Consider the following 19,650-nt stretch of genomic DNA (forward strand, 5'->3'; position numbering starts at 1 on the left):
ACGTCCCGCTGCACCTAATGGAGTGTTTATGGCAGTCAAAGTCCTGGTGGTGGACGATTCGGGTTTTTTCCGCCGCCGCGTCTCGGAAATTCTTTCAGCGGATCCGAGCATCCAGGTGGTCGGCACGGCTACCAACGGTAAAGAGGCGATCGATCAGGCCCTGGCCCTCAAGCCGGACGTGATCACCATGGACTACGAGATGCCGATGATGGATGGCATCACGGCGGTGCGGCACATCATGCAGCGCTGCCCGACCCCGGTGTTGATGTTCTCCTCGCTGACCCACGAAGGCGCCCGGGTGACCCTGGATGCGCTGGACGCCGGTGCGGTGGATTTCCTGCCGAAGAATTTCGAAGACATTTCTCGTAACCCGGAGAAGGTCAAGCAACTGCTGTGCGAGAAGGTCCACAGCATCTCGCGCAGTAACCGTCGTTTCAGTGCCTACAGTGCGCCGGCTCCGGCCGCTGCACCGACGCCTGCACCCGCCCCGGCGGCTTCGAGTTTCAGCAGCCACAGCACTGCTGCTCCGACGCGTCCGGCTCCAGCTCCAGCACCTGCTCGCGCGCCAGCCGCCAGCGCGTCGTCGCCGGCACCGAAACGCAAAGCCTACAAACTGGTTGCCATCGGGACTTCGACCGGCGGCCCGGTTGCCCTGCAGCGGGTGCTGACCCAGTTGCCGGCGAACTTCCCGGCGCCGATCGTGCTGATCCAGCACATGCCGGCGGCGTTCACCAAGGCCTTTGCCGAGCGTCTGGACAAGCTGTGCCGCATCAGCGTCAAGGAAGCCGAGGATGGCGACATCCTGCGTCCGGGCCTGGCGCTGCTGGCCCCGGGTGGCAAGCAGATGATGATCGACGGCCGTGGCGCGGTGAAAATCCTGCCGGGCGACGAGCGTCTGAATTACAAGCCGTGCGTGGACATCACCTTCGGTTCGGCGGCCAAGTCCTACGGCGACAAAGTTCTGGCGGTGGTCCTTACCGGCATGGGCGCCGACGGCCGTGAAGGCGCACGTCTGCTCAAGCAGGGCGGCAGCTCGGTATGGGCCCAAGACGAAGCAAGCTGCGTGATCTACGGCATGCCGATGGCCATCGTCAAAGCCGATCTGGCTGACGCGGTCTACGGCCTGGACGACATCGGCAAGCACATCGTCGAGGCGTGTATCTGATGGATGTTTTAAGCCTTATCGGGATTATCCTGGCGTTCGTCGCCATCATCGGCGGCAACTTCCTTGAAGGCGGTCACCTCGGCGCGCTGGCCAACGGCCCGGCGGCGTTGATCGTCCTCGGTGGCACCATCGGTGCAGCGCTGTTGCAATCGCCGATGAGCGCCTTCAAGCGCGCCATGCAGATCCTCGCCTGGATCCTGTTTCCGCCACGGGTGGACCTGGCTGGCGGCATCGACCGCGTGGTCAACTGGAGCCTCACCGCGCGCAAGGAAGGCCTGCTCGGCCTGGAAGGCGTCGCCGATGCCGAGCCGGACAACTACTCGCGCAAAGGCCTGCAACTGCTGGTCGACGGCGCCGAGCCGGAAGCGATCCGCAGCATCCTCGAAGTGGACTTCTACACCCAGGAAGCCCGCGACATCGAAGCGGCCAAAGTCTTCGAAAGCATGGGCGGCTACGCGCCGACCATCGGCATCATCGGTGCGGTGATGGGCCTGATCCATGTGATGGGCAACCTCGCTGATCCGACGCAATTGGGCAGCGGCATTGCCGTGGCATTCGTCGCGACCATCTACGGCGTGGCCAGTGCCAACCTGGTGTTGCTGCCGGTGGCGGCCAAGCTCAAGTCAATCGCGTTGCGGCAGTCGCGTTATCGCGAAATGTTGTTGGAAGGTATTTTGTCGATCGCCGAAGGTGAAAACCCTCGCTCTATCGAGCTGAAGCTTCAGGGCTTCATGGATTGATGGGGGTAATGGACTATGGCTCGCCGCAGGCATCAGGAAGAACACGTTAATCACGAGCGCTGGCTCGTGTCCTACGCGGATTTCATCACGCTGCTGTTCGCGTTCTTCGTGGTGATGTACTCGATCTCGTCGATCAACGAAGGCAAGTACAAAGTCATTTCCGAAGCGCTGATCGGGGTTTTCACTGACTCCGATCGCTCGCTCAAGCCGATCCCGATCGGTGAGGAACGACCGAAAACCGTCACCCCGGCCAAGCCGCTGGTCAAGGACAGCGAGCAGGTCGACGCCGGTATCGCCGGGGCCAGCGATCCGCTGAAAAGCATCGCCGATGACATCAGTGCCGCGTTCGGCGACCTGATTGCTTCCAACCAGATGACCGTGCGCGGCAATGAGTTGTGGGTCGAGATCGAACTCAATTCCAGCCTGTTGTTCGGCAGTGGCGACGCGATGCCGAGCGACATCGCCTTCAACATCATCGACAAGGTCGCGGCGATCCTCAAACCGTTCGATAACCCGATCCATGTCGAAGGTTTCACCGACGATCAACCGATCCGCACCGCGCAGTACCCGACCAACTGGGAGCTGTCCTCGGCGCGTTCGGCGAGCATCGTACGGATGCTGGCGATGCAGGGCGTGAACCCCGGGCGTCTGGCCTCGGTGGGTTACGGTGAGTTTCAGCCGGTGGCCAACAACGCCACCGCCGAAGGCCGGGCGAAAAACCGTCGTGTGGTGCTGGTGGTGTCGCGCAATCTCGATGTGCGCCGCAGTCTGACCGGTACCGGGACCGCCAATGCGCAACCGGACGCCGCATTGAAGCGTGCTGGCACACAAACTGCACCGACCCCGGTCAAGACGCCGGGACGCGAGAGTGCCGTCAATTCTCCGTCGCCCGCATTAATACGCTGAGCTATGTCTCGGTCGAGGATCTCGGCCGGGAGGAACGAACCGAATGAGAGTCTGGGCAGTCGCCAATCAAAAGGGTGGTGTCGGTAAAACCACATCTTCCATCGCTTTAGCCGGATTGCTGGCGGAGGCGGGCAAGCGCGTGGTTGTGGTCGATCTCGACCCGCACGGCTCGATGACCAGCTATTTCGGCTACGACCCCGACAGCCTGGAACACAGCAACTACGACCTGTTTCTGCACAAGGGCAGCGTGCCGCAAGGCTTGCCCGGGCAGTTGCTGTTGTCGACCAGCGACGAACGCATTTCCCTGTTGCCGTCGAGTACCGCACTCGCCACCCTTGAGCGCCAGTCGCCGGGGCAGAGTGGTTTGGGCCTGGTGATCGCCAAGAGTCTGGCGCAGCTGTGGCAGGACTTCGATTACGCGATCATCGACAGCCCGCCGTTGCTCGGCGTGTTGATGGTCAACGCCCTGGCCGCGAGCCAGCAACTGGTGATCCCGGTGCAGACCGAGCACCTGGCCGTCAAAGGTCTGGAGCGCATGGTCAACACCTTGGCGATGATCAACCGCTCGCGCAAACAGGCGCTGCCGTTCAGCATCGTGCCGACCCTGTTCGACCGCCGCACCCAGGCGTCGCTGGGCACCTTGCGCGTGCTGCGCGACAAGTTTCCGGAAGAGATCTGGCAGGGTTACATCCCGGTCGATACCCGTCTGCGTGATGCCAGCCGGGCCGGGGTCACGCCTTCGCAGTTCGACGGCAAGAGTCGTGGCGTGCTGGCGTACCGCGCGTTGCTCAAGCACCTGCTGGCGCAACAACTTGTTCCGCAGGTGGCCTGAGCATGATCTCCATTCGTGTAGGAGCTGCCGCAGGCTGCGATCTTTTGATCTTGCCTGGCGTTGCTCCTGAAAAGATCAAAAGATCGCAGCCTGCGGCAGCTCCTACAGGGAGTTATGCATGAATCGGCCGGTGAAGTTGACGTCGAAACCGCAGTTGGCGTTGCAGTCCTATCTGGACAGCTTGCTGCAGGAAATCCCTGACGAGTTGCCGCCAGTGGAAATGCCGGTCGAGGCGCCGGTCGAGGTGGCCGAAAGTGCTGCGGCGCTGGATGAATTCCAGGCCGCGGTACTGGAAGAGCAGGCGCGTGATGCGCAGAAAGCCGCCAAACCTGCCGCCCCGGTTGTCGCGCCTGCCGCCGCACCGATCGCCAAGGCGCCAGTGGCGTTGATCGAAGAAGCCGAGCCGCCACGCGCGCCGGTTTCGACACTCGCACCGCTGCTGCAAACCCAATTGCTGAAAACCGCGCCGGAACCGGTCGTGGCCGAACCTGCGCCAGTTGCGCCGGCACCCGTCGAGCAGACGCTGGTGCCGCCGGTGGTGGAAGTTCACCTGCCGCCAAGCAACACGCCACCTCCGGTGGACACCGATGGCCGTCCGGCCTGGGCTGCCGAAGCGTTCGAGTGCCTGTTGTTCGATGTTGCCGGGCTGACGCTGGCGGTGCCGCTGGTGTGCCTGGGCTCAATCTATTCGCTGGCCGGCCACGAGTTGACGCCGCTGTTCGGGCAGCCGGAATGGTTCCTCGGGATTCTGCCGAGCCAGGCCGGCAATCTGAAAGTCTTGGACACGGCGCGTTGGGTCATGCCGGATCGCTATCGCGATGACTTCCGTCAGGGCCTGCAGTACGTGATTTCGGTACAAGGTTACGAATGGGGCCTGGCGGTGCATCAGGTCAGCCGTTCGTTGCGTCTGGATCCGAATGAAATCAAATGGAGAAGTCACCGGGGTCAGCGGCCATGGCTCGCCGGCACGGTGATCGAGCACATGTGTGCATTACTTGATGTAGCCGCGCTGGCCGAGTTGATCGCCAGCGGCGGGGCAAAGCACTTGGGCGGCCACAAGCCGCTACATAAATCGACATAGCAGCCGACATAACAGTCAGGCGAAGGCATTTTTCAATGCCTCCACACAGAACACACACCGCCCAGTGCGGTTTTTTCGAGGGGTCAGGGTATGAGTAGTCAGGCGACGAATGCAAAAGGTTCTGAAGATCCGATCCTGCAATGGGTGACCTTCAAGCTGGACAACGAAACCTACGGCATCAACGTGATGCGCGTTCAGGAAGTCCTGCGGTACACCGAAATCGCGCCGGTACCGGGTGCGCCAAGCTACGTGCTGGGCATCATCAACCTGCGCGGTAACGTGGTCACCGTGATCGACACCCGTCAGCGCTTCGGCCTGAACAGCGGCGAGATCAGCGACAACACCCGTATCGTCATCATCGAAGCCGACAAGCAAGTGGTCGGGATCATGGTCGACAGCGTGGCCGAAGTGGTTTACCTGCGTCAGTCGGAAATCGAGACCGCGCCAAACGTCGGCAACGAAGAGTCGGCCAAGTTCATCCAGGGCGTGTGCAACAAGAACAACGAGTTGCTGATCCTGGTCGAGCTGGACAAGATGATGAGCGAAGAAGAATGGTCGGAACTGGAGAGCATCTGATTGATTCTCGAAGTTGCGGTCATTGTCCTGTTCCTCTTCTGGGCAGGCACGCTGGCAATGTTTCTGGCGTACATCAAGGCGCAGCGGGTGATCGCGGCGCAACAGGCTCAGGGCGATGCGCTGCGTGACCAGCGCATCAAGGACCTGGCCAAGCGTGTCGACGACTACCAGAACGGCAACGTGCGTATGGGCGAAGCCCTGCACGAGCTGCGCTCGGTCGTCGGTCCGTTGCCGGACAAGATTGTCGCGCTGGAACAACGCGACCCGTCGAGCCTGTCGTTCGCCCAGGCGGCGAAACTGGTGGGCATGGGCGCGAGCGTCGATGAGCTGACTCAGTCCTGCGGCTTGACCCAGGCTGAGGCGGAGTTGATGCGCAAGTTGCACAGAAGCTGAAGATCAAAAGATCGCAGCCTGCGGCAGCTCCTACATTGGAACGCGCTTCCCTGTAGGAGCTGCCGAAGGCTGCGATCTTTTGCTTTCAAGGCTTAATAATCATCCCCGCGCGCGGTAACGTCCTTCTCGACCATCGGCGCATCCGGATCCTGTCCCTCGGGGAATTTCCCCTTCAGATTCCACGCAAACGCGATGATCTCGGCAATCGTGCGGTACAGCTCTTCGGGGATGCTGTCGCCCAGTTCCATTCGCGCCAACAGGCGCACCAGCTCGGCGTTTTCATAGATCGGCACTTCGCAGTCGCGGGCAATGCGCAGGATTTCTTCGGCCAGTTCCTCGTCGCCCTTGGCGGTGAGGGTCGGGGCGTGGTTGCCGTCGTATTTGAGGGCGATGGCCTGGCGTGGAACAGTGGAATCGTTCATGCGGTTTCGTCGACCCAGCGGTGTTCGAGACGGGTTTGATTGCCTAGCGGCGGGGTGCCGAGGTGGCAGTCGAGATCACCGACGTTCAGCCCGCGATCAAGCAGACGCTGGCGCAGCGCGAACAGGTTGGTTTCGATCAGGTCGGCGGTGTACGGGCGCTCGGCCCACAGCTGGCTCGACAGACTGCCGGCAATCAGCTGCGCCTGAATTTGCATCGGCCCCAACGGCTCCATATCGAACGCCAGATCGACGCGCCACAGTTGCTGTTTGGGCTCGCGCTCGTCGCGGCGTTCGTTGGGTTGCGGTTCTCTTTCCGGCGCTTCTTCGCGCTGGAACTTGACCTGCAACGGCACGATGTCCTGCAGGTTGCGCATGGGGATTTCCAACTGCCAGGTGCTGAGCAGGCGGCCGTCATCGGTGACCCCGGTCTGTTCCAGACTCGACAACTGATGGCTTTGCAGGCGCGACACGGCGGCTGCAGCGAGGCGCAGCAGATGTTCCAGATCGCCTTCGCCGTCCTGGCTTTGCAGCAGGCGGTCGGGCAGCGGGAAACTGCTCGGCACGGGTTTGGCGCTGACCTGGCCGAGGGTGCCGAGGGCGTTGCGCACGAAACTCGGCAGCGCTTGCGCCAGGGTGTTGGCGGCAATGATCGCGTTGAAACTGGCATTGCCCGGCACACCCGGGGACAGTTGCGCGATCAGTTTGAGCAGATCGGCTTTCATGTCCGGGGCCAGCGCCGGATTCTGTCCGGTCAGCAATTTGGCTTCGAGGAAGGCGCCACTGTTGGCCAGGGCCAGGGCCACGCCTTTGGCGCTGCTCATCTGCTGCACATCGGGCAAATTGGCAAGCAGACGCACGACGGCAGCGCGCAGATCCTGCGAAGTCTGATCATCGTCGCTCGGCAGGTTTTGCAAAGCATTGAGCAAACCGTCCAGCGAGCCTTGGCGACTTTGTTGGCCGAGCAGTTGCTGGCTCACCGCCAATTGCTCCTGACGGCTGCTCAGTGGCACGAATTTGAGGGTTTGCGAGTCTTCGACCAGTGCCGAAAGCAGGGTTCCGATGCGCAGCGGCGTCGGGCTGTCGATGTCCAGCGTGGCGCCACTTTGCGCGGTGTTGAGCAGACTGACCAGCGAGCGGTACACCGTCGGCTGCCCCGGCACTTGCGGCAGTGTCTGCGAGGTCAGCACCTTGCCTTGCAGCAGTGTGCCGACCGGCAATTGCGCGGTATCGATGCGGGTGAGGGCGGCGACGCTGCTGGCAATCGCCTGTTGCACGGTGATCGCCAGATTGCCCGCCGACGGCTGGGTGACGGCCAGGTTGGTACCGGTTGGCAGCGGCAGGTTGCTGCTGGCCTGCACGGTGGTCTGGCGGCCGCCGTCGACGGTGACCTTGAGCAACAGTTGAAAGGTCTGATCCGCCTGCTTGAGTGACAACACCTCGGCCTGAGCGCTTTGCCCGGCACCGATCAAGCCTTCGACCGGGGTCAGCAGCTTGAGCAACTCACCGCTCATCACCAGCGGACGCGTGTTCGCCGGGGTGGTGGGCGGAAGCGGGAGGATGTTCATTTCGCCTGTCATACGCGGACACAACCTGAGGAAATTGCGCTCTTGGGAGTAAGGCACGCCATGTATAATGCCGCGCGTCTTGCGCTTCGTTCAGAAAACATAGCAATTGTTTGATCCAGCTCTCTGGTTCGCACCGTCATTGCATTTATCCTGCATCTCTTTAACGGCCGCGCCAGAGCCGACTTGAACCGTATAAGGCCCGTGATCCCTTGACCAGTCCTGTCCTGCAAACCGTTGCCCTTGCCTGCGAGCGAGACCTGCGGCTGCTCTTCGAAAATCTCGAATTAAGACTGGCCAGTGGCGATATGGTGCAGATCAGCGGCCCCAACGGCAGCGGTAAGACCAGCCTGCTGCGCCTGTTGTCCGGGTTGATGCAGCCGACCAGCGGTCAGGTGCTGCTCAACGGTCAGCCTTTGACAGCACAACCGAGCGAACTGGCGCGCAACCTGTTGTGGATCGGCCACGCCGCCGGGATCAAGGACCTGCTGACCCCGGAAGAGAACCTGTCCTGGCTCTGCGCCCTGCATCGGCCGGCTGAACGCGAGGCGATCTGGCAAGCACTGGCAGCCGTAGGATTGCGCGGTTTCGAAGATGTTCCCTGCCACACCCTGTCCGCCGGTCAGCAACGCCGCGTGGCACTGGCGCGGCTGTATCTGGACAGCCCGCCGCTGTGGATTCTCGACGAGCCGTTTACCGCGCTCGACAAACAGGGCGTGGCGCAACTTGAAGAGCACCTGGCCGGGCACTGTGAACGCGGCGGTTTGGTGGTGCTGACCACGCACCACACGCTGAGCCGGATGCCGGCCGGTTATCGCGATATCGATCTGGGGAACTGGGCAGTATGAGTGTGTTCGGCCTGCTGGTTGCCCGTGAGTCCCGCCTGCTGTTTCGTCGCCCGGCGGAACTGGCCAATCCGCTGATTTTCTTCGCCATCGTTATCGCCTTGTTCCCGCTGGCCGTCGGCCCGGAAACTCAAGTCTTGCAAAACCTGTCCCCGGGGTTAGTCTGGGTGGCCGCGCTGTTGGCGGTCCTGCTGTCGCTGGACGGATTGTTTCGCAGTGATTTCGAAGATGGCTCTCTGGAACAGTGGGTCCTTTCGTCGCACCCGCTGCCCCTGCTGGTGCTGGCCAAGGTACTGGCACACTGGATGTTCTCGGGACTGGCACTGGTTCTGCTCTCGCCGTTGCTGGCGTTGATGCTCGGTCTGCCGGTCGCCTGTCTGCCAGTGTTGCTGTTTTCTTTGCTGCTGGGTACCCCGGTGCTGAGCTTGCTCGGCGCGGTGGGCGCGGCGCTGACAGTCGGTCTGAAACGCGGCGGCCTGTTGCTGGCGTTGCTGATTCTGCCGTTGTACATACCGGTGTTGATCCTTGGCAGTGGCGCCTTGCAGGCCGCCTTGCAAGGCATGCCGGCGACCGGGTATCTGCTGTGGCTGGGTAGCCTGACCGCCCTGGCGATCACCCTGACACCTTTTGCAATAGCGGCTGGCCTGAAGATCAGCGTCGGCGAATAATGAGGTCTGGTTAAAATTTAACCAGCAAAGACCCTGAGACCGCTCACATCGATGAGCGGCACCGTGATGGAAACAGTATGAACTGGACCTGGTTTCACAAGCTCGGCTCGCCCAAGTGGTTCTACGGCATCAGCAGCAAGTTCCTGCCGTGGTTGAGCATCGCAGCGTTGCTGCTGATCAGCATTGGCGTCGTCTGGGGCCTGGCCTTCGCGCCGCCGGATTATCAGCAGGGCAACAGCTTCCGCATCATCTATATTCACGTGCCGGCGGCGATGCTCGCGCAGTCGATTTACGTGATGCTGGCGGTGTGTGGCGTGGTCGGCCTGGTGTGGAAAATGAAACTGGCCGACGTCGCCCTGCAATGCGCGGCGCCGATCGGCGCGTGGATGACCGCCGTGGCGCTGGTCACCGGCGCGATCTGGGGCAAGCCGACCTGGGGCTCGTGGTGGGTCTGGGATGCGCGGATGACGTCGATGCTGATTCTGCTGTTCCTGTATTTCGGGGTGATTGCGCTGGGCAACGCCATCAGCAACCGCGACAGCGCCGCCAAGGCCTGCGCCGTGCTGGCGATCGTCGGGGTGATCAACATCCCGATCATCAAGTACTCGGTGGAGTGGTGGAACACCCTGCACCAGGGCGCGACCTTCACCCTCACTGAGAAACCGGCGATGCCCGCTGAAATGTGGCTGCCGCTGTTGCTGACGGTGCTGGGGTTCTACTGCTTCTTCGGTGCCGTGCTGTTGCTGCGCATGCGCCTTGAAGTGCTCAAGCGCGAAGCGCGCGCCAGTTGGGTCAAAGAAGAAGTGCAGAACAGCCTGGAGGCCGCGCGATGAGTTTCGCTTCATTTGGCGACTTTCTCGCCATGGGCCACCACGGCCTGTACGTCTGGTCGGCCTACGGCATCTGTCTGGTGGTGCTGATCCTCAACGTGGTCGCACCGATTGCGGCCCGCAAGCGCTATCTGCAACAAGAGGCGCGTCGTCTGCGCCGGGAGAACGGCAAGTGAATCCGCTGCGCAAAAAACGTCTGACCCTCATTCTGGCGATCCTGGTCGGGGTCGGCGCTGCCGTCGGCTTGGCCCTCAGCGCCCTGCAGGAAAACATCAACCTGTTTTACACGCCGACCCAGATCGCCAACGGCGAAGCGCCGCACGACACGCGCATCCGCGCGGGCGGCATGGTCGAGAAGGGCTCGCTGCAGCGTTCGCCGGACTCGCTGGACGTCAAATTCGTCGTCACCGACTTCAACAAAGCCGTGACCATCACCTACCGCGGGATCCTCCCGGATCTGTTCCGCGAAGGGCAGGGCATTGTCGCCCTGGGCAAACTCAACGCCGACGGCGTGGTGGTGGCCGATGAAGTGCTGGCCAAGCACGACGAGAAGTACATGCCGCCGGAAGTGACCAAAGCGCTGAAAGACAGCGGTCAATCGGCACCGACCCCAGCGAAGGAGGGTTGATCGATGACGTCTGCACTGTTTATTCCCGAACTCGGCCATCTGGCGATGATTCTGGCGCTGTGTTTTGCGCTGGTGCAGGCCGTGGTGCCGCTGTTCGGTGCGTGGCGCGGTGACCGCATGTGGATGGGCCTGGCCCAGCCGGCGGCGTGGGGCCAGTTTGCGTTCCTGCTGTTTGCCTTCGGTTGCCTGACCTACGCGTTCATGACCGACGATTTTTCGGTCGGTTACGTGGCGATGAACTCCAACAGCGCCTTGCCGTGGTACTACAAGTTCAGCGCGGTATGGGGCGCCCACGAAGGGTCGCTGCTGCTGTGGGCGTTGATCCTCGGTGGCTGGACCTTCGCCGTGTCGGTGTTCTCCCGGCAGTTGCCGCAAGTCATGCTCGCCCGGGTGCTGGCGGTGATGGGCATGATCAGCACCGGTTTCCTGTTGTTTCTGATCCTCACGTCGAACCCGTTTTCGCGGATCCTGCCGCAGATTCCGGCGGATGGTCGTGACCTCAATCCGCTGCTGCAGGACATCGGCCTGATCGTGCATCCGCCGATGCTCTATATGGGGTATGTGGGTTTCTCGGTAGCGTTTGCCTTCGCCATCGCCGCACTGCTCGGTGGTCGTCTTGACGCCGCGTGGGCACGCTGGTCGCGCCCTTGGACGATTGTCGCCTGGGCCTTCCTCGGCATCGGCATCACCCTCGGTTCATGGTGGGCGTACTACGAACTCGGCTGGGGCGGCTGGTGGTTCTGGGACCCGGTGGAAAACGCCTCGTTCATGCCATGGCTGGTCGGCACCGCGCTGATTCACTCGCTGGCGGTCACGGAAAAACGTGGCGTGTTCAAGAGCTGGACGGTGTTGCTGGCGATTGCCGCGTTCTCGCTGAGCCTGCTTGGCACGTTCCTCGTGCGTTCCGGCGTGCTGACTTCGGTGCACGCGTTTGCCTCCGATCCTGAACGCGGCGTGTTCATCCTGATCTTCCTGCTGTTCGTGGTCGGTGGTTCGCTGACGCTGTTTGCGTTGCGCGCGCCGGTGGTCAAGAGCCAGGTCGGCTTCAACCTGTGGTCGCGTGAAACCCTGTTGCTGGGCAACAACCTGGTGCTGGTGGTAGCGGCGTCGATGATTCTGCTCGGCACCCTGTATCCGCTGATTCTCGATGCGATCAGCGGCGCCAAGCTCTCGGTCGGCCCTCCTTACTTCAATGCGCTGTTCATCCCGCTGATGGCGTTGCTGATGCTGGTGATGGCGGTCGGCGTGATCGTGCGCTGGAAAGACACCCCGGTGAAGTGGCTGGCGAACATGCTGACTCCGGTGCTGCTCGGTAGCGTCGCATTGGCCGTGGTGGCCGGTGTCGCCTATGGCGATTTCAACTGGGCGGTGATCGCGACGTTCCTGCTCGCTGCGTGGGTGTTGCTCGCCGGCGTGCGCGACATCTTCGACAAGACCCGCCACAAGGGCCTGATCAAAGGTCTGCCAAGCCTGACTCGCAGCTACTGGGGCATGCAGATCGCGCACCTGGGCATCGCCGTGTGCGCCCTCGGTGTGGTGCTGTCGAGCCAGAACAGTGCCGAACGCGACCTGCGTCTGGCGCCGGGCGAGTCGATGGACCTGGCCGGTTATCACTTCGTCTTCGAAGGCGCCAAGCACTTTGAAGGGCCGAACTTCACCTCCGACAAGGGCACCATCCGGGTGATCCGCGACGGCAAGGAAGTCAGCGTGCTGCACCCGGAAAAACGCCTGTACACGGTGCAGAGTTCGATGATGACCGAGGCCGGGATCGACGCCGGTTTCACTCGCGATCTCTATGTCGCCCTGGGCGAGCCGCTGGAAAACGGCGCGTGGGCGGTGCGGGTTCACGTCAAACCGTTCGTGCGCTGGATCTGGTTTGGTGGTCTGCTGACCGGTCTGGGCGGATTGCTGGCGGCGCTGGATCGGCGTTATCGAGTCAAGGTCAAAGCCCGGGTGCGTGAAGCCCTCGGCCTGCAAGGAGCGGCTGCATGAGACGTTGGTTGATGCTGGTACCCCTGGCGATTTTTCTGCTGGTGGCGGTGTTTCTTTATCGCGGTCTGTACCTCGATCCGGCGGAGCTGCCGTCGGCGATGATCAACAAGCCCTTCCCGGAATTCAGCCTGCCGAATGTGCAGGGCGACAAGACCCTGACCAAGGCCGACATCCTCGGCAAACCGGCACTGGTCAACGTCTGGGGCACCTGGTGCATTTCCTGCCGGGTCGAGCACCCGGTACTGAACAAACTGGCCGAGCGCGGCGTGGTGATCTACGGCATCAACTACAAGGACACCAACGCCGATGCGTTGAAGTGGCTGGCCGAATTCCACAACCCGTACCTGCTGGACATTCGTGACGACGAAGGTTCGCTGGGTCTGAACCTCGGCGTGTACGGCGCGCCGGAAACCTTCTTCATCGACGCCAAGGGCATCATCCGCGACAAGTACGTCGGGGTGATCGACGAACAGGTCTGGCGCGAAAAACTCGCAGCCAAATATCAGGCACTGGTCGATGAGGCCAAGCCATGAAGCGCTTTATCGCTGCCGTGGTCTTGGGCCTGAGTCTGGCCGGTATGGCGCATGCCGCGATCGACACCTACGAGTTCGCCAAGGAAGGTGATCGCGAGCGTTTCCGCGAGTTGACCAAGGAACTGCGCTGCCCCAAGTGCCAGAACCAGGACATCGCCGACTCCAACGCACCGATTGCCGCAGACCTGCGCAAAGAGATTTTCCGCATGCTCGGCGAGGGCAAGGACAATCAGCAGATCATCGATTTCATGGTTGATCGCTACGGTGATTTCGTCCGCTACAAACCGGCGCTCAACGCCAAGACTGCACTGCTGTGGTTCGGCCCGGCCGGGCTGCTGCTTGGCGGTCTGGTGGTGATTGTGCTGATCGTGCGCCGTCGTCGCGGTCAGCGCGCCGAAACCCCGTCATCGCTGTCCACCGAAGAACGTCAGCGCCTCGACCAACTGTTGGATAAAAACCAAGAATGATTGATTTCTGGCTTGCCGCAGGGCTGTTGCTTCTGGTCGCCCTGAGTTTTCTGCTGATTCCGGTTTTGCGTGGCCGTCGCGCCCAGCGTGAAGAAGATCGGACTGCCCTGAACGTCGCGCTGTATCAGGAACGCGTCGCCGAGCTGCAAGCGCAGCAGGCCGAAGGCGTGCTCGATGCCGCGCAAATGGACAGCGGTCGTGCGGAAGCAGCGCGTGAGCTGCTCGCCGATACCGAGGGCGTTGCCGCGCCGCGTGTGTCGAAACTGGGCAAGCCGTTGCCGTTGTTGGCCGCGGTGCTGGTGCCGGTGTTGGGCCTGGGTCTGTACCTGCATTTCGGTGCTGCCGATAAAGTCGAACTGACCCGCGAATTCGCCCAGGCGCCGCAGTCGATGGAAGAGATGACTCGGCGTCTGGAACGAGCCGTCGCCGCGCAACCGGATTCGGCGGAAGGTCTGTACTTCCTCGGTCGCACCTACATGGCCCAGGATCGTCCGGCGGACGCGGCGAAGATGTTCGAACGCGCCGCCAACCTTGCGGGTCGCCAGCCGGAACTGCTCGGCCAGTGGGCACAGGCGCAGTATTTTGCCGACGGTAAAAAGTGGTCGGACAAGCTCCAGGCCCTGACCGACGAAGCGCTGAAAGCCGACCCGAAAGAAGTCACCAGCCTCGGTCTGCTCGGCATCGCCGCGTTCGAAGGCGAGCGTTATCAGCAAGCCATCGACTATTGGAATCGCCTGCTGGCGCAATTGCCAGAGGACGACAAGTCCCGCGAAGCCCTGCAGGGTGGCATCAACCGCGCCACTGAACGGCTTGAAGCCAGCGGCGGCAAGGTCGCCGCCGCACCGGCTGCCAAGGTTGCCGCACTGCTCAAGGTGCGCGTCGATCTGGCCAGCGAACTCAAAGGCAAGGTGCAACCGGGCGACAGCGTGTTCATCTTCGCCCGTGCCGTTTCAGGCCCTCCGGCACCGTTGGCGGCCAAGCGTCTGACCGTGGCGGACCTGCCGGTGACCGTCGAACTGGGCGATGCCGACGCGATGATGCCGCAGTTGAAACTGTCGAACTTTCCTGAAGTCCAACTGGTTGCGCGCATCTCTCGCGCCGGTCAACCGACCGCCGGGGAGTGGGTGGGTCGCAGCGGCCCTCTGGCCAGCAGCACCACCGCACCGCAAACACTGACCATTGACAGCCCGGACCAATAACCCCGGAACCCACAGGAAAGCACCGCCATGCACAGCCTCGCCCGCATCACCGTCATTACATTGGCCTTGAGCATGAGCGCATGTGCGGTGCACCGACCGGAACCGACCACCAACCTGCCACCCATCCCGCCGTCACAACCGAGCCCGACCCCGTCGACCTCGCCGACACCCGGAAAAAGCATCCCGGCCAAACCGTCCAAGCCAGTCCCGCGCACCTCAGCCAGTTTCGCCCCGCCACCGGGCGGCAACAGCCACTGGGACCAGAAACTCGGGGTCTACGTCCTCGACGACCAGCCCAACACCTTCTACCGCCAGCGCACCTACTTCCGCTGGAACAACGGCTGGACCCGCTCAATCAGCCCCAATGGCCCGTGGGAAGACACCGACATCCACGGCGTGCCGCCGGGGTTGGGCAAACAGTTCGGGCAGTGATGAGCACGCGGCGATCTTTGGATCGCCGTTTGTTTGTCTGGTGTTCCAAAACGAGTATTCAGAGCATCGCACGGTAGGCGCTTAGCGCCCGAACTGACTCGACCAATCCCTGGCGCCGCAAAAGATCAAGGAACGGCTCGATCTCCATTGGCGGAAATTTCAGTTGTTGGCGCTGTCGTTGCGCCGCAGCGATAACAGCTGCCGGATCAAGGTGAAACAGGTTCTCGACAAACTCATCTGGGTGTTGGGCCTCGACGCCATAGGGGGCGAGGCAGGTATCGGGAAAATCTTTCAGGTTGAATGTCACGATCACCCCAGCGCCGCAGCGTATGGCTGCAGCCAATACATGGCGGTCGTTGGGATCGGGCAGGGAAAGTCCGGTGATCAGCGCTTCATAGTCACAGACACAGGCATCGGGTATCGCACGATCCATAAGCTCGGACGTGCGATCCAGTTGCTCCATCGTCAGATCGGTTCGGTTCTTCAATAAATTGCGTTTCCATTCGCCGTGAATCTCCTGGGTCCATCGGGCTCGAAATCGCCCCGAAAGCGCGAGCCACATCAGCAAGTCTCTAAGCGGGGCGGGGTACAAAACACATGCATCGTATACAGCGGTGAAAGGGGAATGCCTCACTCGTATCCTGTCCTTAAAGCCTGTGCCTGCTCCGCGAGAAGCGCCATTGCCTGCTCGCTGGCGGTGTCGCGCCGGGTTTTATAGTCCATCAAATCGGCGAAACGCACACGTCGGTGCTTGCCGGTTTTGTGGTAGGACAACTCGCCGCTTTCCAGCAGTTTTATCAGGTGCGGGCGTGAGACATTGAGCAGGTCGGCGGCTTCCTGAGTGGTCAGCTCGGCATGCACCGGTACGACTTTGACCGCGTTACCCTCGGCCAGCGCCGCCAGAATATCCATCAGCAGTTGTAATGCCGAGGTTGGCAGCTCGACCTGATGCGCCTGGTTCTGTTCGTCGAAAATCTGGATGTGCTGTGTTTCGAATTGGGTCGCCAGGTAGGCGGCGAGCGCGCGTTTGCCTTCAATTGCGGCTTTGACTTCGCGCTCCACCGGGAGGTTGAGAGAGGGGTGAAGGACGATCGACATAATGAATTCCAGCATTCTGAAGAGTAGATGCTGGAACGTTATTCGAATTAAACGAAAATCGCAATAAACGAAACGGAAGCCGGTTCAGTTCAGGTGTGTCAGCAAGTTTTCCATGTACTCCACAAACGCCCGCGCCTTCGCACTGACCATCCGCCCCGTGGGGAACACCGCCCACAAATCCTGATCCGGCAACCGCCAATCATCCATCACCGCCCTGACCGCGCCGCTTGCCAGCTCCGGGGCGAACATCCATTGCGAGGCAATCGCCAGGCCCTGATCGGCCAGCACGGCTGCGCGCAAACCTTCGGCGGCGCTGACGCGCAGGCGGCCGGTCAAGGTTTGTGTCTGCTGTTCGCTGCCTTTGGTGAAGGTCCAGGTGGCGCCGCCGCTGAGGTTGTAGACAATGCCTTGATGCTGATCCAGATCGGTCGGGCCGCCTGGCTCGCCGTGGCGAGCAAAGTAGCCCGGGGAGCCGAGCACCACGCGGCGGCAGTCGGCGATTTTGCGCGCGGTGAGGCTGGAGTCACTGAGCGGGCCCATGCGCAGGGCGACGTCGATGCCTTCTTCGACCAGATTGATGTTGCGGTCATCGAGCATCAGGTCGATGTTCAGGTGCGGATGCTGAGCGAGAAACGCCCCCAGTTGCGGCACGACGTGCAGGCGACCGAACGTCACCGCCGTGCTGATCCGCAGGTTGCCGCGCAAACCGCCGGCACTGCCACGGGCAGCGTTATCGGCCTCATTGGCTTCGTCGATGGCGCGTCTGGCTCGCTCGAAAAACGCCAGGCCGGCTTCGGTTGGCGTCAGGCCACGGGTCGAGCGCAGCAACAGGCTGACCGCCAGGCGTTTCTCCAGTTGAGCGATGGTTTTCGACACGGCGGGTTGGCCGATATTCAGCCGTCGGGCGGCGGCGGAGAACGAGCCGGTTTCGACCACGTAGACGAAGGTTTCCATGGCAGCGAGGCGGTCCATCTCAGGTCCTTGTGCAATCTTCAAGCATTCAGAGGTGCCCTGTGGGAGCGAGCTTGCTCGCGAATACGGTCTGACATCCAGCGGATGGGTTGACTGATCCGGCGCCTTCGCGAGCAAGCTCGCTCCCACAGGGGGACGTTGTGTCTTTAGTACTCGGTTTTTGCCGAGCGAGCTGCTGATGACTTAAGCGGTTGCCAAAGAACCACGTTGCGAAGCACTCAAAAACCGCACCAGCGCCAGCAGCGGGAACGCGCTGCCGACAATCACGATCCACAACCAGCCGCCATGCTCATATACCGCACTGGCGACCGACGAGCCGAAGGCGCCGCCGATGAAGATGCTGGTCATGTACAGCGCATTCAGGCGACCACGGCTTTTGGCGTCCAGCGAATAGACCGCACGTTGGCCGAGGACCATGTTCATCTGCACGCAGAAATCCAGTACCACGCCGGTCACGGCCAGGCCGATGACGCTGTAGGCCGGGTGGATGAAGGCGGGCAGGAAGCTCAGGCTGGCGAACAGCATGGCCAGCAGCGAGGCGATGCGGGTGTGGCCGGCGTCCGCCAGGCGTCCGCTGATCGGCGCGGCGATGGCACCGATGGCGCCGACCAGGGCGAAGATCGCGATCTCGCTCTGCGACAGGCCATGGTTGCGCGCCAGTTCCAGTGGCACGGCGGTCCAGAACAGGCTGAAGGTGGCGAACATGCAGCCCTGATAAAACGCGCGCTGACGCAGTACCGGTTGCTGGCGCAGCAATGTCCACAATGAGCCAATCAGTTGGCCGTATGTGGCACTGTGATCCGGTTGACGCTTGGGCACGGTCAGCGCCAGCACCACGCTGATCGCTGCCATCAACGCCGCAGCAATCATGAACATCGCGCGCCAGCCGAAATGGTCAGCCACCACGCTCGAAACCGGTCGGGCCAGCAGAATGCCCAACAGCAAGCCACCCATGATCCCGCCGACCACCCGACCCCGGGATTCTTCCGGCGCCAGATGCGCGGCCAGCGGAATCAGGATCTGCACCGACACCGAACTGAAACCCACCAGCAGCGAGATCAGCAAGAACACATTCGGCTGACTGGTGAACGCCGCGCCGAGCAGGCTGGCAATGGCCACTACGGTGGTGATGATCATCAGTCGGCGGTTTTCCAGCAGGTCGCCCAGCGGCACCAGGAAAAACAGACCCAGCGCATAACCGATCTGTGTGAGCGAGACGATGAAGCTGGCCATGGTGTCGGAGAGGCCGATGTCCGGTGCGATCAGACCAATGATCGGTTGCGCGTAGTAGATGTTGGCGACGATGGCACCGCAGCAGAAGGCGAACAGCAGCACCATGCCTCGGGTCATTGCGTGAGTTGTAGCGTTCATAAGGTTTCTCGATCCAGCGAAAGGGAATGCGGTGAGGCTAAGGGACGCACCGACGTGGCGGTAGAAGCCTTGTATCGATATCAGTTATTCCGTTGCGGAATGATTGGCTTCAAGCGCGGTGTCGTCCATCGGCGAACCTTGCGTCCGGCCGGAGAGCGTCGATGATACATTCACTTACATCTTCTTCGATAGCGTGCTTATGTTTACCGCTGCTGTTCAACTGTTTACCAACGGAGGATTGCCATGTTGCGTCGGCTGCTGCGTCACACCACCACGATTGTCCTGATCGGTCTGCTTGGCGCCAGCGCAGTACAGGCTGCGGATGCCCCGGGAATGCGGATCGGCGTACGCGGCGAGATCACCGGAGTCAGCGCTGACTCGTTGAAAGTCCACGTCAACAGCGGCGAGAACGTGGTGATTCAATTGACCGCTGACACCAAAGTGCGCGCCGTCACCCTGGCCAATATCGAGGACATCAAGCCCGGCAGCTACATCGGCTCGGCGGCCATGCCGCAGGAGGACGGCACGCTCAAGGCGCTGGAAGTGCACGTATTCCCGCCGGAACTGGCCGGCAGCGGCGACGGCCATCGGCCGTTCGACCTGGCCAAGGGCAGCAGCATGACCAATGGCAGCGTCGGTGATCTGGTGGTGAGCAATGGCCGGGTGCTGACCGTCAACTAAAAGGGCGGGCAGCAGAAGATTCTGGTGCCGGAGGATGTGCCGATCGTCAACCTGATGCCAGGGGATCGGAGTTTGCTCAAGGTTGGGGTGAAGATCGTGACGTTCGTCACGCAAGACGCGGACGGCACGCTGACCGCCCAATCGATTTCCGCTGGCAAGGACGGCGTCACGCCGCCGATGTAACTGTAGGAGCTGTCGAAGGCTGCGATCTTTTGATCTTGGTTTTTAAAATCAAAGTCAAAAGATCGCAGCCTTCG

23 protein-coding genes and 1 pseudogene are annotated in these 19,650 nt (G+C 61.8%); 18 read left to right on the plus strand and 6 right to left on the minus strand.

Going from position 1 to position 19,650, the window contains the following annotated elements:
• The first annotated feature begins 28 nt into the window (after positions 1–28).
• The 7 genes from ACYZUM_RS04620 to ACYZUM_RS04650 all read left to right on the plus strand — a co-directional run bounded on the left by ACYZUM_RS04620 (position 29) and on the right by ACYZUM_RS04650 (position 5,693).
• Positions 29–1,165: a protein-glutamate methylesterase/protein-glutamine glutaminase gene (locus tag ACYZUM_RS04620; protein WP_041072948.1), complete on the plus strand. Its 1,137-nt coding sequence runs from the start codon at positions 29–31 to the stop codon at positions 1,163–1,165.
• Positions 1,165–1,905 carry a flagellar motor protein gene (locus ACYZUM_RS04625; protein WP_007967839.1) on the plus strand — a complete coding sequence of 247 codons (741 nt, stop codon included), beginning with the start codon at positions 1,165–1,167 and terminating at the stop codon, positions 1,903–1,905. Before ACYZUM_RS04620 ends, ACYZUM_RS04625 begins: the two co-directional genes overlap by 1 nt.
• Positions 1,906–1,920: 15 nt before the next feature.
• Complete coding sequence (motD, locus tag ACYZUM_RS04630) at positions 1,921–2,811, plus strand: flagellar motor protein MotD (protein ID WP_003222931.1); 891 nt, start codon at positions 1,921–1,923, stop codon at positions 2,809–2,811.
• A 43-nt stretch (positions 2,812–2,854) separates the two neighbouring features.
• Entirely contained in the window at positions 2,855–3,643 is a 789-nt protein-coding gene (locus tag ACYZUM_RS04635) for a ParA family protein (RefSeq protein ID WP_003222933.1), read from the plus strand.
• Positions 3,644–3,761: 118 nt separating this feature from the next.
• The gene (locus tag ACYZUM_RS04640; protein ID WP_108182056.1) at positions 3,762–4,724 is read left to right on the plus strand and encodes a CheW domain-containing protein; all 963 of its coding nucleotides are present in this window, start codon (positions 3,762–3,764) and stop codon (positions 4,722–4,724) included.
• A 90-nt stretch (positions 4,725–4,814) separates the two neighbouring features.
• A complete protein-coding gene (locus ACYZUM_RS04645; RefSeq protein ID WP_003222936.1) occupies positions 4,815–5,300 on the plus strand; it encodes a chemotaxis protein CheW in 486 nt (161 codons plus the stop codon).
• Positions 5,301–5,693 (plus strand): DUF2802 domain-containing protein, encoded by a 393-nt coding sequence (locus ACYZUM_RS04650; RefSeq protein ID WP_007961680.1) that lies wholly within the window; start codon positions 5,301–5,303, stop codon positions 5,691–5,693. It abuts the gene before it with no gap.
• 92 nt (positions 5,694–5,785) lie between these two features.
• Here the strand turns inward: ACYZUM_RS04650 and ACYZUM_RS04655 are convergent, their stop codons facing one another.
• Entirely contained in the window at positions 5,786–6,115 is a 330-nt protein-coding gene (locus ACYZUM_RS04655) for an EscU/YscU/HrcU family type III secretion system export apparatus switch protein (protein ID WP_108182057.1), read from the minus strand.
• Entirely contained in the window at positions 6,112–7,692 is a 1,581-nt protein-coding gene (gene fliK, locus ACYZUM_RS04660) for a flagellar hook-length control protein FliK (RefSeq protein WP_108182058.1), read from the minus strand. The genes ACYZUM_RS04655 and fliK overlap by 4 nt, the downstream gene beginning before the upstream one ends.
• Before the next feature lie 197 nt (positions 7,693–7,889).
• On the opposite strand from fliK, the gene ccmA reads away from it, so the two are divergent.
• The 10 genes from ccmA (at position 7,890) to ACYZUM_RS04710 (ending at position 15,271) form a co-directional block, all read left to right on the plus strand.
• A complete protein-coding gene (gene ccmA, locus ACYZUM_RS04665) occupies positions 7,890–8,525 on the plus strand; it encodes a cytochrome c biogenesis heme-transporting ATPase CcmA (RefSeq protein WP_045122041.1) in 636 nt (211 codons plus the stop codon).
• Entirely contained in the window at positions 8,522–9,190 is a 669-nt protein-coding gene (ccmB, locus tag ACYZUM_RS04670) for a heme exporter protein CcmB (RefSeq protein WP_108182059.1), read from the plus strand. Before ccmA ends, ccmB begins: the two co-directional genes overlap by 4 nt.
• Before the next feature lie 77 nt (positions 9,191–9,267).
• Positions 9,268–10,023 (plus strand): heme ABC transporter permease, encoded by a 756-nt coding sequence (locus ACYZUM_RS04675; protein ID WP_108182060.1) that lies wholly within the window; start codon positions 9,268–9,270, stop codon positions 10,021–10,023.
• A complete protein-coding gene (gene ccmD, locus ACYZUM_RS04680) occupies positions 10,020–10,196 on the plus strand; it encodes a heme exporter protein CcmD (protein WP_108182061.1) in 177 nt (58 codons plus the stop codon). Before ACYZUM_RS04675 ends, ccmD begins: the two co-directional genes overlap by 4 nt.
• Positions 10,193–10,648 carry a cytochrome c maturation protein CcmE gene (gene ccmE, locus ACYZUM_RS04685; RefSeq protein ID WP_041072935.1) on the plus strand — a complete coding sequence of 152 codons (456 nt, stop codon included), beginning with the start codon at positions 10,193–10,195 and terminating at the stop codon, positions 10,646–10,648. Before ccmD ends, ccmE begins: the two co-directional genes overlap by 4 nt.
• A 3-nt stretch (positions 10,649–10,651) precedes the next feature.
• Positions 10,652–12,640, plus strand: coding sequence for a heme lyase CcmF/NrfE family subunit (locus ACYZUM_RS04690; RefSeq protein ID WP_108182062.1), 1,989 nt, complete (start codon positions 10,652–10,654; stop codon positions 12,638–12,640).
• Positions 12,637–13,173 carry a DsbE family thiol:disulfide interchange protein gene (locus ACYZUM_RS04695; protein WP_041072930.1) on the plus strand — a complete coding sequence of 179 codons (537 nt, stop codon included), beginning with the start codon at positions 12,637–12,639 and terminating at the stop codon, positions 13,171–13,173. The genes ACYZUM_RS04690 and ACYZUM_RS04695 overlap by 4 nt, the downstream gene beginning before the upstream one ends.
• Entirely contained in the window at positions 13,170–13,640 is a 471-nt protein-coding gene (locus ACYZUM_RS04700) for a cytochrome c-type biogenesis protein (protein ID WP_108182063.1), read from the plus strand. The genes ACYZUM_RS04695 and ACYZUM_RS04700 overlap by 4 nt, the downstream gene beginning before the upstream one ends.
• Positions 13,637–14,839, plus strand: a complete 1,203-nt coding sequence (gene ccmI / locus ACYZUM_RS04705) for a c-type cytochrome biogenesis protein CcmI (protein WP_047292588.1) — start codon at positions 13,637–13,639, stop codon at positions 14,837–14,839. The genes ACYZUM_RS04700 and ccmI overlap by 4 nt, the downstream gene beginning before the upstream one ends.
• A 27-nt stretch (positions 14,840–14,866) precedes the next feature.
• Positions 14,867–15,271: a hypothetical protein gene (locus ACYZUM_RS04710; protein WP_041072925.1), complete on the plus strand. Its 405-nt coding sequence runs from the start codon at positions 14,867–14,869 to the stop codon at positions 15,269–15,271.
• A gap of 58 nt (positions 15,272–15,329) precedes the next feature.
• On the opposite strand, the gene ACYZUM_RS04715 is transcribed toward ACYZUM_RS04710, so the two are convergent.
• From ACYZUM_RS04715 to ACYZUM_RS04730, 4 genes are all read right to left on the minus strand, one after another.
• Positions 15,330–15,905, minus strand: a complete 576-nt coding sequence (locus ACYZUM_RS04715; protein ID WP_047292593.1) for a PIN domain-containing protein — start codon at positions 15,903–15,905, stop codon at positions 15,330–15,332.
• Entirely contained in the window at positions 15,902–16,369 is a 468-nt protein-coding gene (locus ACYZUM_RS04720; RefSeq protein ID WP_047599956.1) for a helix-turn-helix domain-containing protein, read from the minus strand. The genes ACYZUM_RS04715 and ACYZUM_RS04720 overlap by 4 nt, the downstream gene beginning before the upstream one ends.
• An 84-nt stretch (positions 16,370–16,453) precedes the next feature.
• The gene (locus ACYZUM_RS04725) at positions 16,454–17,341 is read right to left on the minus strand and encodes a LysR family transcriptional regulator (RefSeq protein ID WP_108182064.1); all 888 of its coding nucleotides are present in this window, start codon (positions 17,339–17,341) and stop codon (positions 16,454–16,456) included.
• Positions 17,342–17,524: 183 nt separating this feature from the next.
• On the minus strand, positions 17,525–18,712 hold the full coding sequence (locus ACYZUM_RS04730) for an MFS transporter (protein ID WP_047292599.1): 1,188 nt from the start codon (positions 18,710–18,712) through the stop codon (positions 17,525–17,527).
• A gap of 243 nt (positions 18,713–18,955) precedes the next feature.
• On the opposite strand from ACYZUM_RS04730, the pseudogene ACYZUM_RS04735 reads away from it, so the two are divergent.
• Positions 18,956–19,576, plus strand: a pseudogene (locus tag ACYZUM_RS04735) (DUF5666 domain-containing protein).
• The last annotated feature ends 74 nt before the right edge of the window (positions 19,577–19,650 follow it).

The organism is Pseudomonas sp. m6p (assembly GCF_055760375.1).

Excerpts from the sequence above, each read along its gene's own strand:
- ACYZUM_RS04620 (WP_041072948.1), top strand. The coding sequence starts at position 29 with ATGGCAGTCAAAGTCCTGGTGGTGGACGATTCGGGTTTTTTCCGCCGC.
- ACYZUM_RS04625 (WP_007967839.1), top strand. The coding sequence starts at position 1,165 with ATGGATGTTTTAAGCCTTATCGGGATTATCCTGGCGTTCGTCGCCATC.
- motD (WP_003222931.1), top strand. The coding sequence starts at position 1,921 with ATGGCTCGCCGCAGGCATCAGGAAGAACACGTTAATCACGAGCGCTGG.
- ACYZUM_RS04635 (WP_003222933.1), top strand. The coding sequence starts at position 2,855 with ATGAGAGTCTGGGCAGTCGCCAATCAAAAGGGTGGTGTCGGTAAAACC.
- ACYZUM_RS04640 (WP_108182056.1), top strand. The coding sequence starts at position 3,762 with ATGAATCGGCCGGTGAAGTTGACGTCGAAACCGCAGTTGGCGTTGCAG.
- ACYZUM_RS04645 (WP_003222936.1), top strand. The coding sequence starts at position 4,815 with ATGAGTAGTCAGGCGACGAATGCAAAAGGTTCTGAAGATCCGATCCTG.
- ACYZUM_RS04655 (WP_108182057.1), bottom strand. The coding sequence starts at position 6,115 with ATGAACGATTCCACTGTTCCACGCCAGGCCATCGCCCTCAAATACGAC.
- fliK (WP_108182058.1), bottom strand. The coding sequence starts at position 7,692 with ATGACAGGCGAAATGAACATCCTCCCGCTTCCGCCCACCACCCCGGCG.
- ccmB (WP_108182059.1), top strand. The coding sequence starts at position 8,522 with ATGAGTGTGTTCGGCCTGCTGGTTGCCCGTGAGTCCCGCCTGCTGTTT.
- ACYZUM_RS04675 (WP_108182060.1), top strand. The coding sequence starts at position 9,268 with ATGAACTGGACCTGGTTTCACAAGCTCGGCTCGCCCAAGTGGTTCTAC.
- ccmD (WP_108182061.1), top strand. The coding sequence starts at position 10,020 with ATGAGTTTCGCTTCATTTGGCGACTTTCTCGCCATGGGCCACCACGGC.
- ACYZUM_RS04690 (WP_108182062.1), top strand. The coding sequence starts at position 10,652 with ATGACGTCTGCACTGTTTATTCCCGAACTCGGCCATCTGGCGATGATT.
- ACYZUM_RS04695 (WP_041072930.1), top strand. The coding sequence starts at position 12,637 with ATGAGACGTTGGTTGATGCTGGTACCCCTGGCGATTTTTCTGCTGGTG.
- ACYZUM_RS04700 (WP_108182063.1), top strand. The coding sequence starts at position 13,170 with ATGAAGCGCTTTATCGCTGCCGTGGTCTTGGGCCTGAGTCTGGCCGGT.
- ccmI (WP_047292588.1), top strand. The coding sequence starts at position 13,637 with ATGATTGATTTCTGGCTTGCCGCAGGGCTGTTGCTTCTGGTCGCCCTG.
- ACYZUM_RS04710 (WP_041072925.1), top strand. The coding sequence starts at position 14,867 with ATGCACAGCCTCGCCCGCATCACCGTCATTACATTGGCCTTGAGCATG.
- ACYZUM_RS04720 (WP_047599956.1), bottom strand. The coding sequence starts at position 16,369 with ATGTCGATCGTCCTTCACCCCTCTCTCAACCTCCCGGTGGAGCGCGAA.
- ACYZUM_RS04725 (WP_108182064.1), bottom strand. The coding sequence starts at position 17,341 with ATGGACCGCCTCGCTGCCATGGAAACCTTCGTCTACGTGGTCGAAACC.
- ACYZUM_RS04730 (WP_047292599.1), bottom strand. The coding sequence starts at position 18,712 with ATGAACGCTACAACTCACGCAATGACCCGAGGCATGGTGCTGCTGTTC.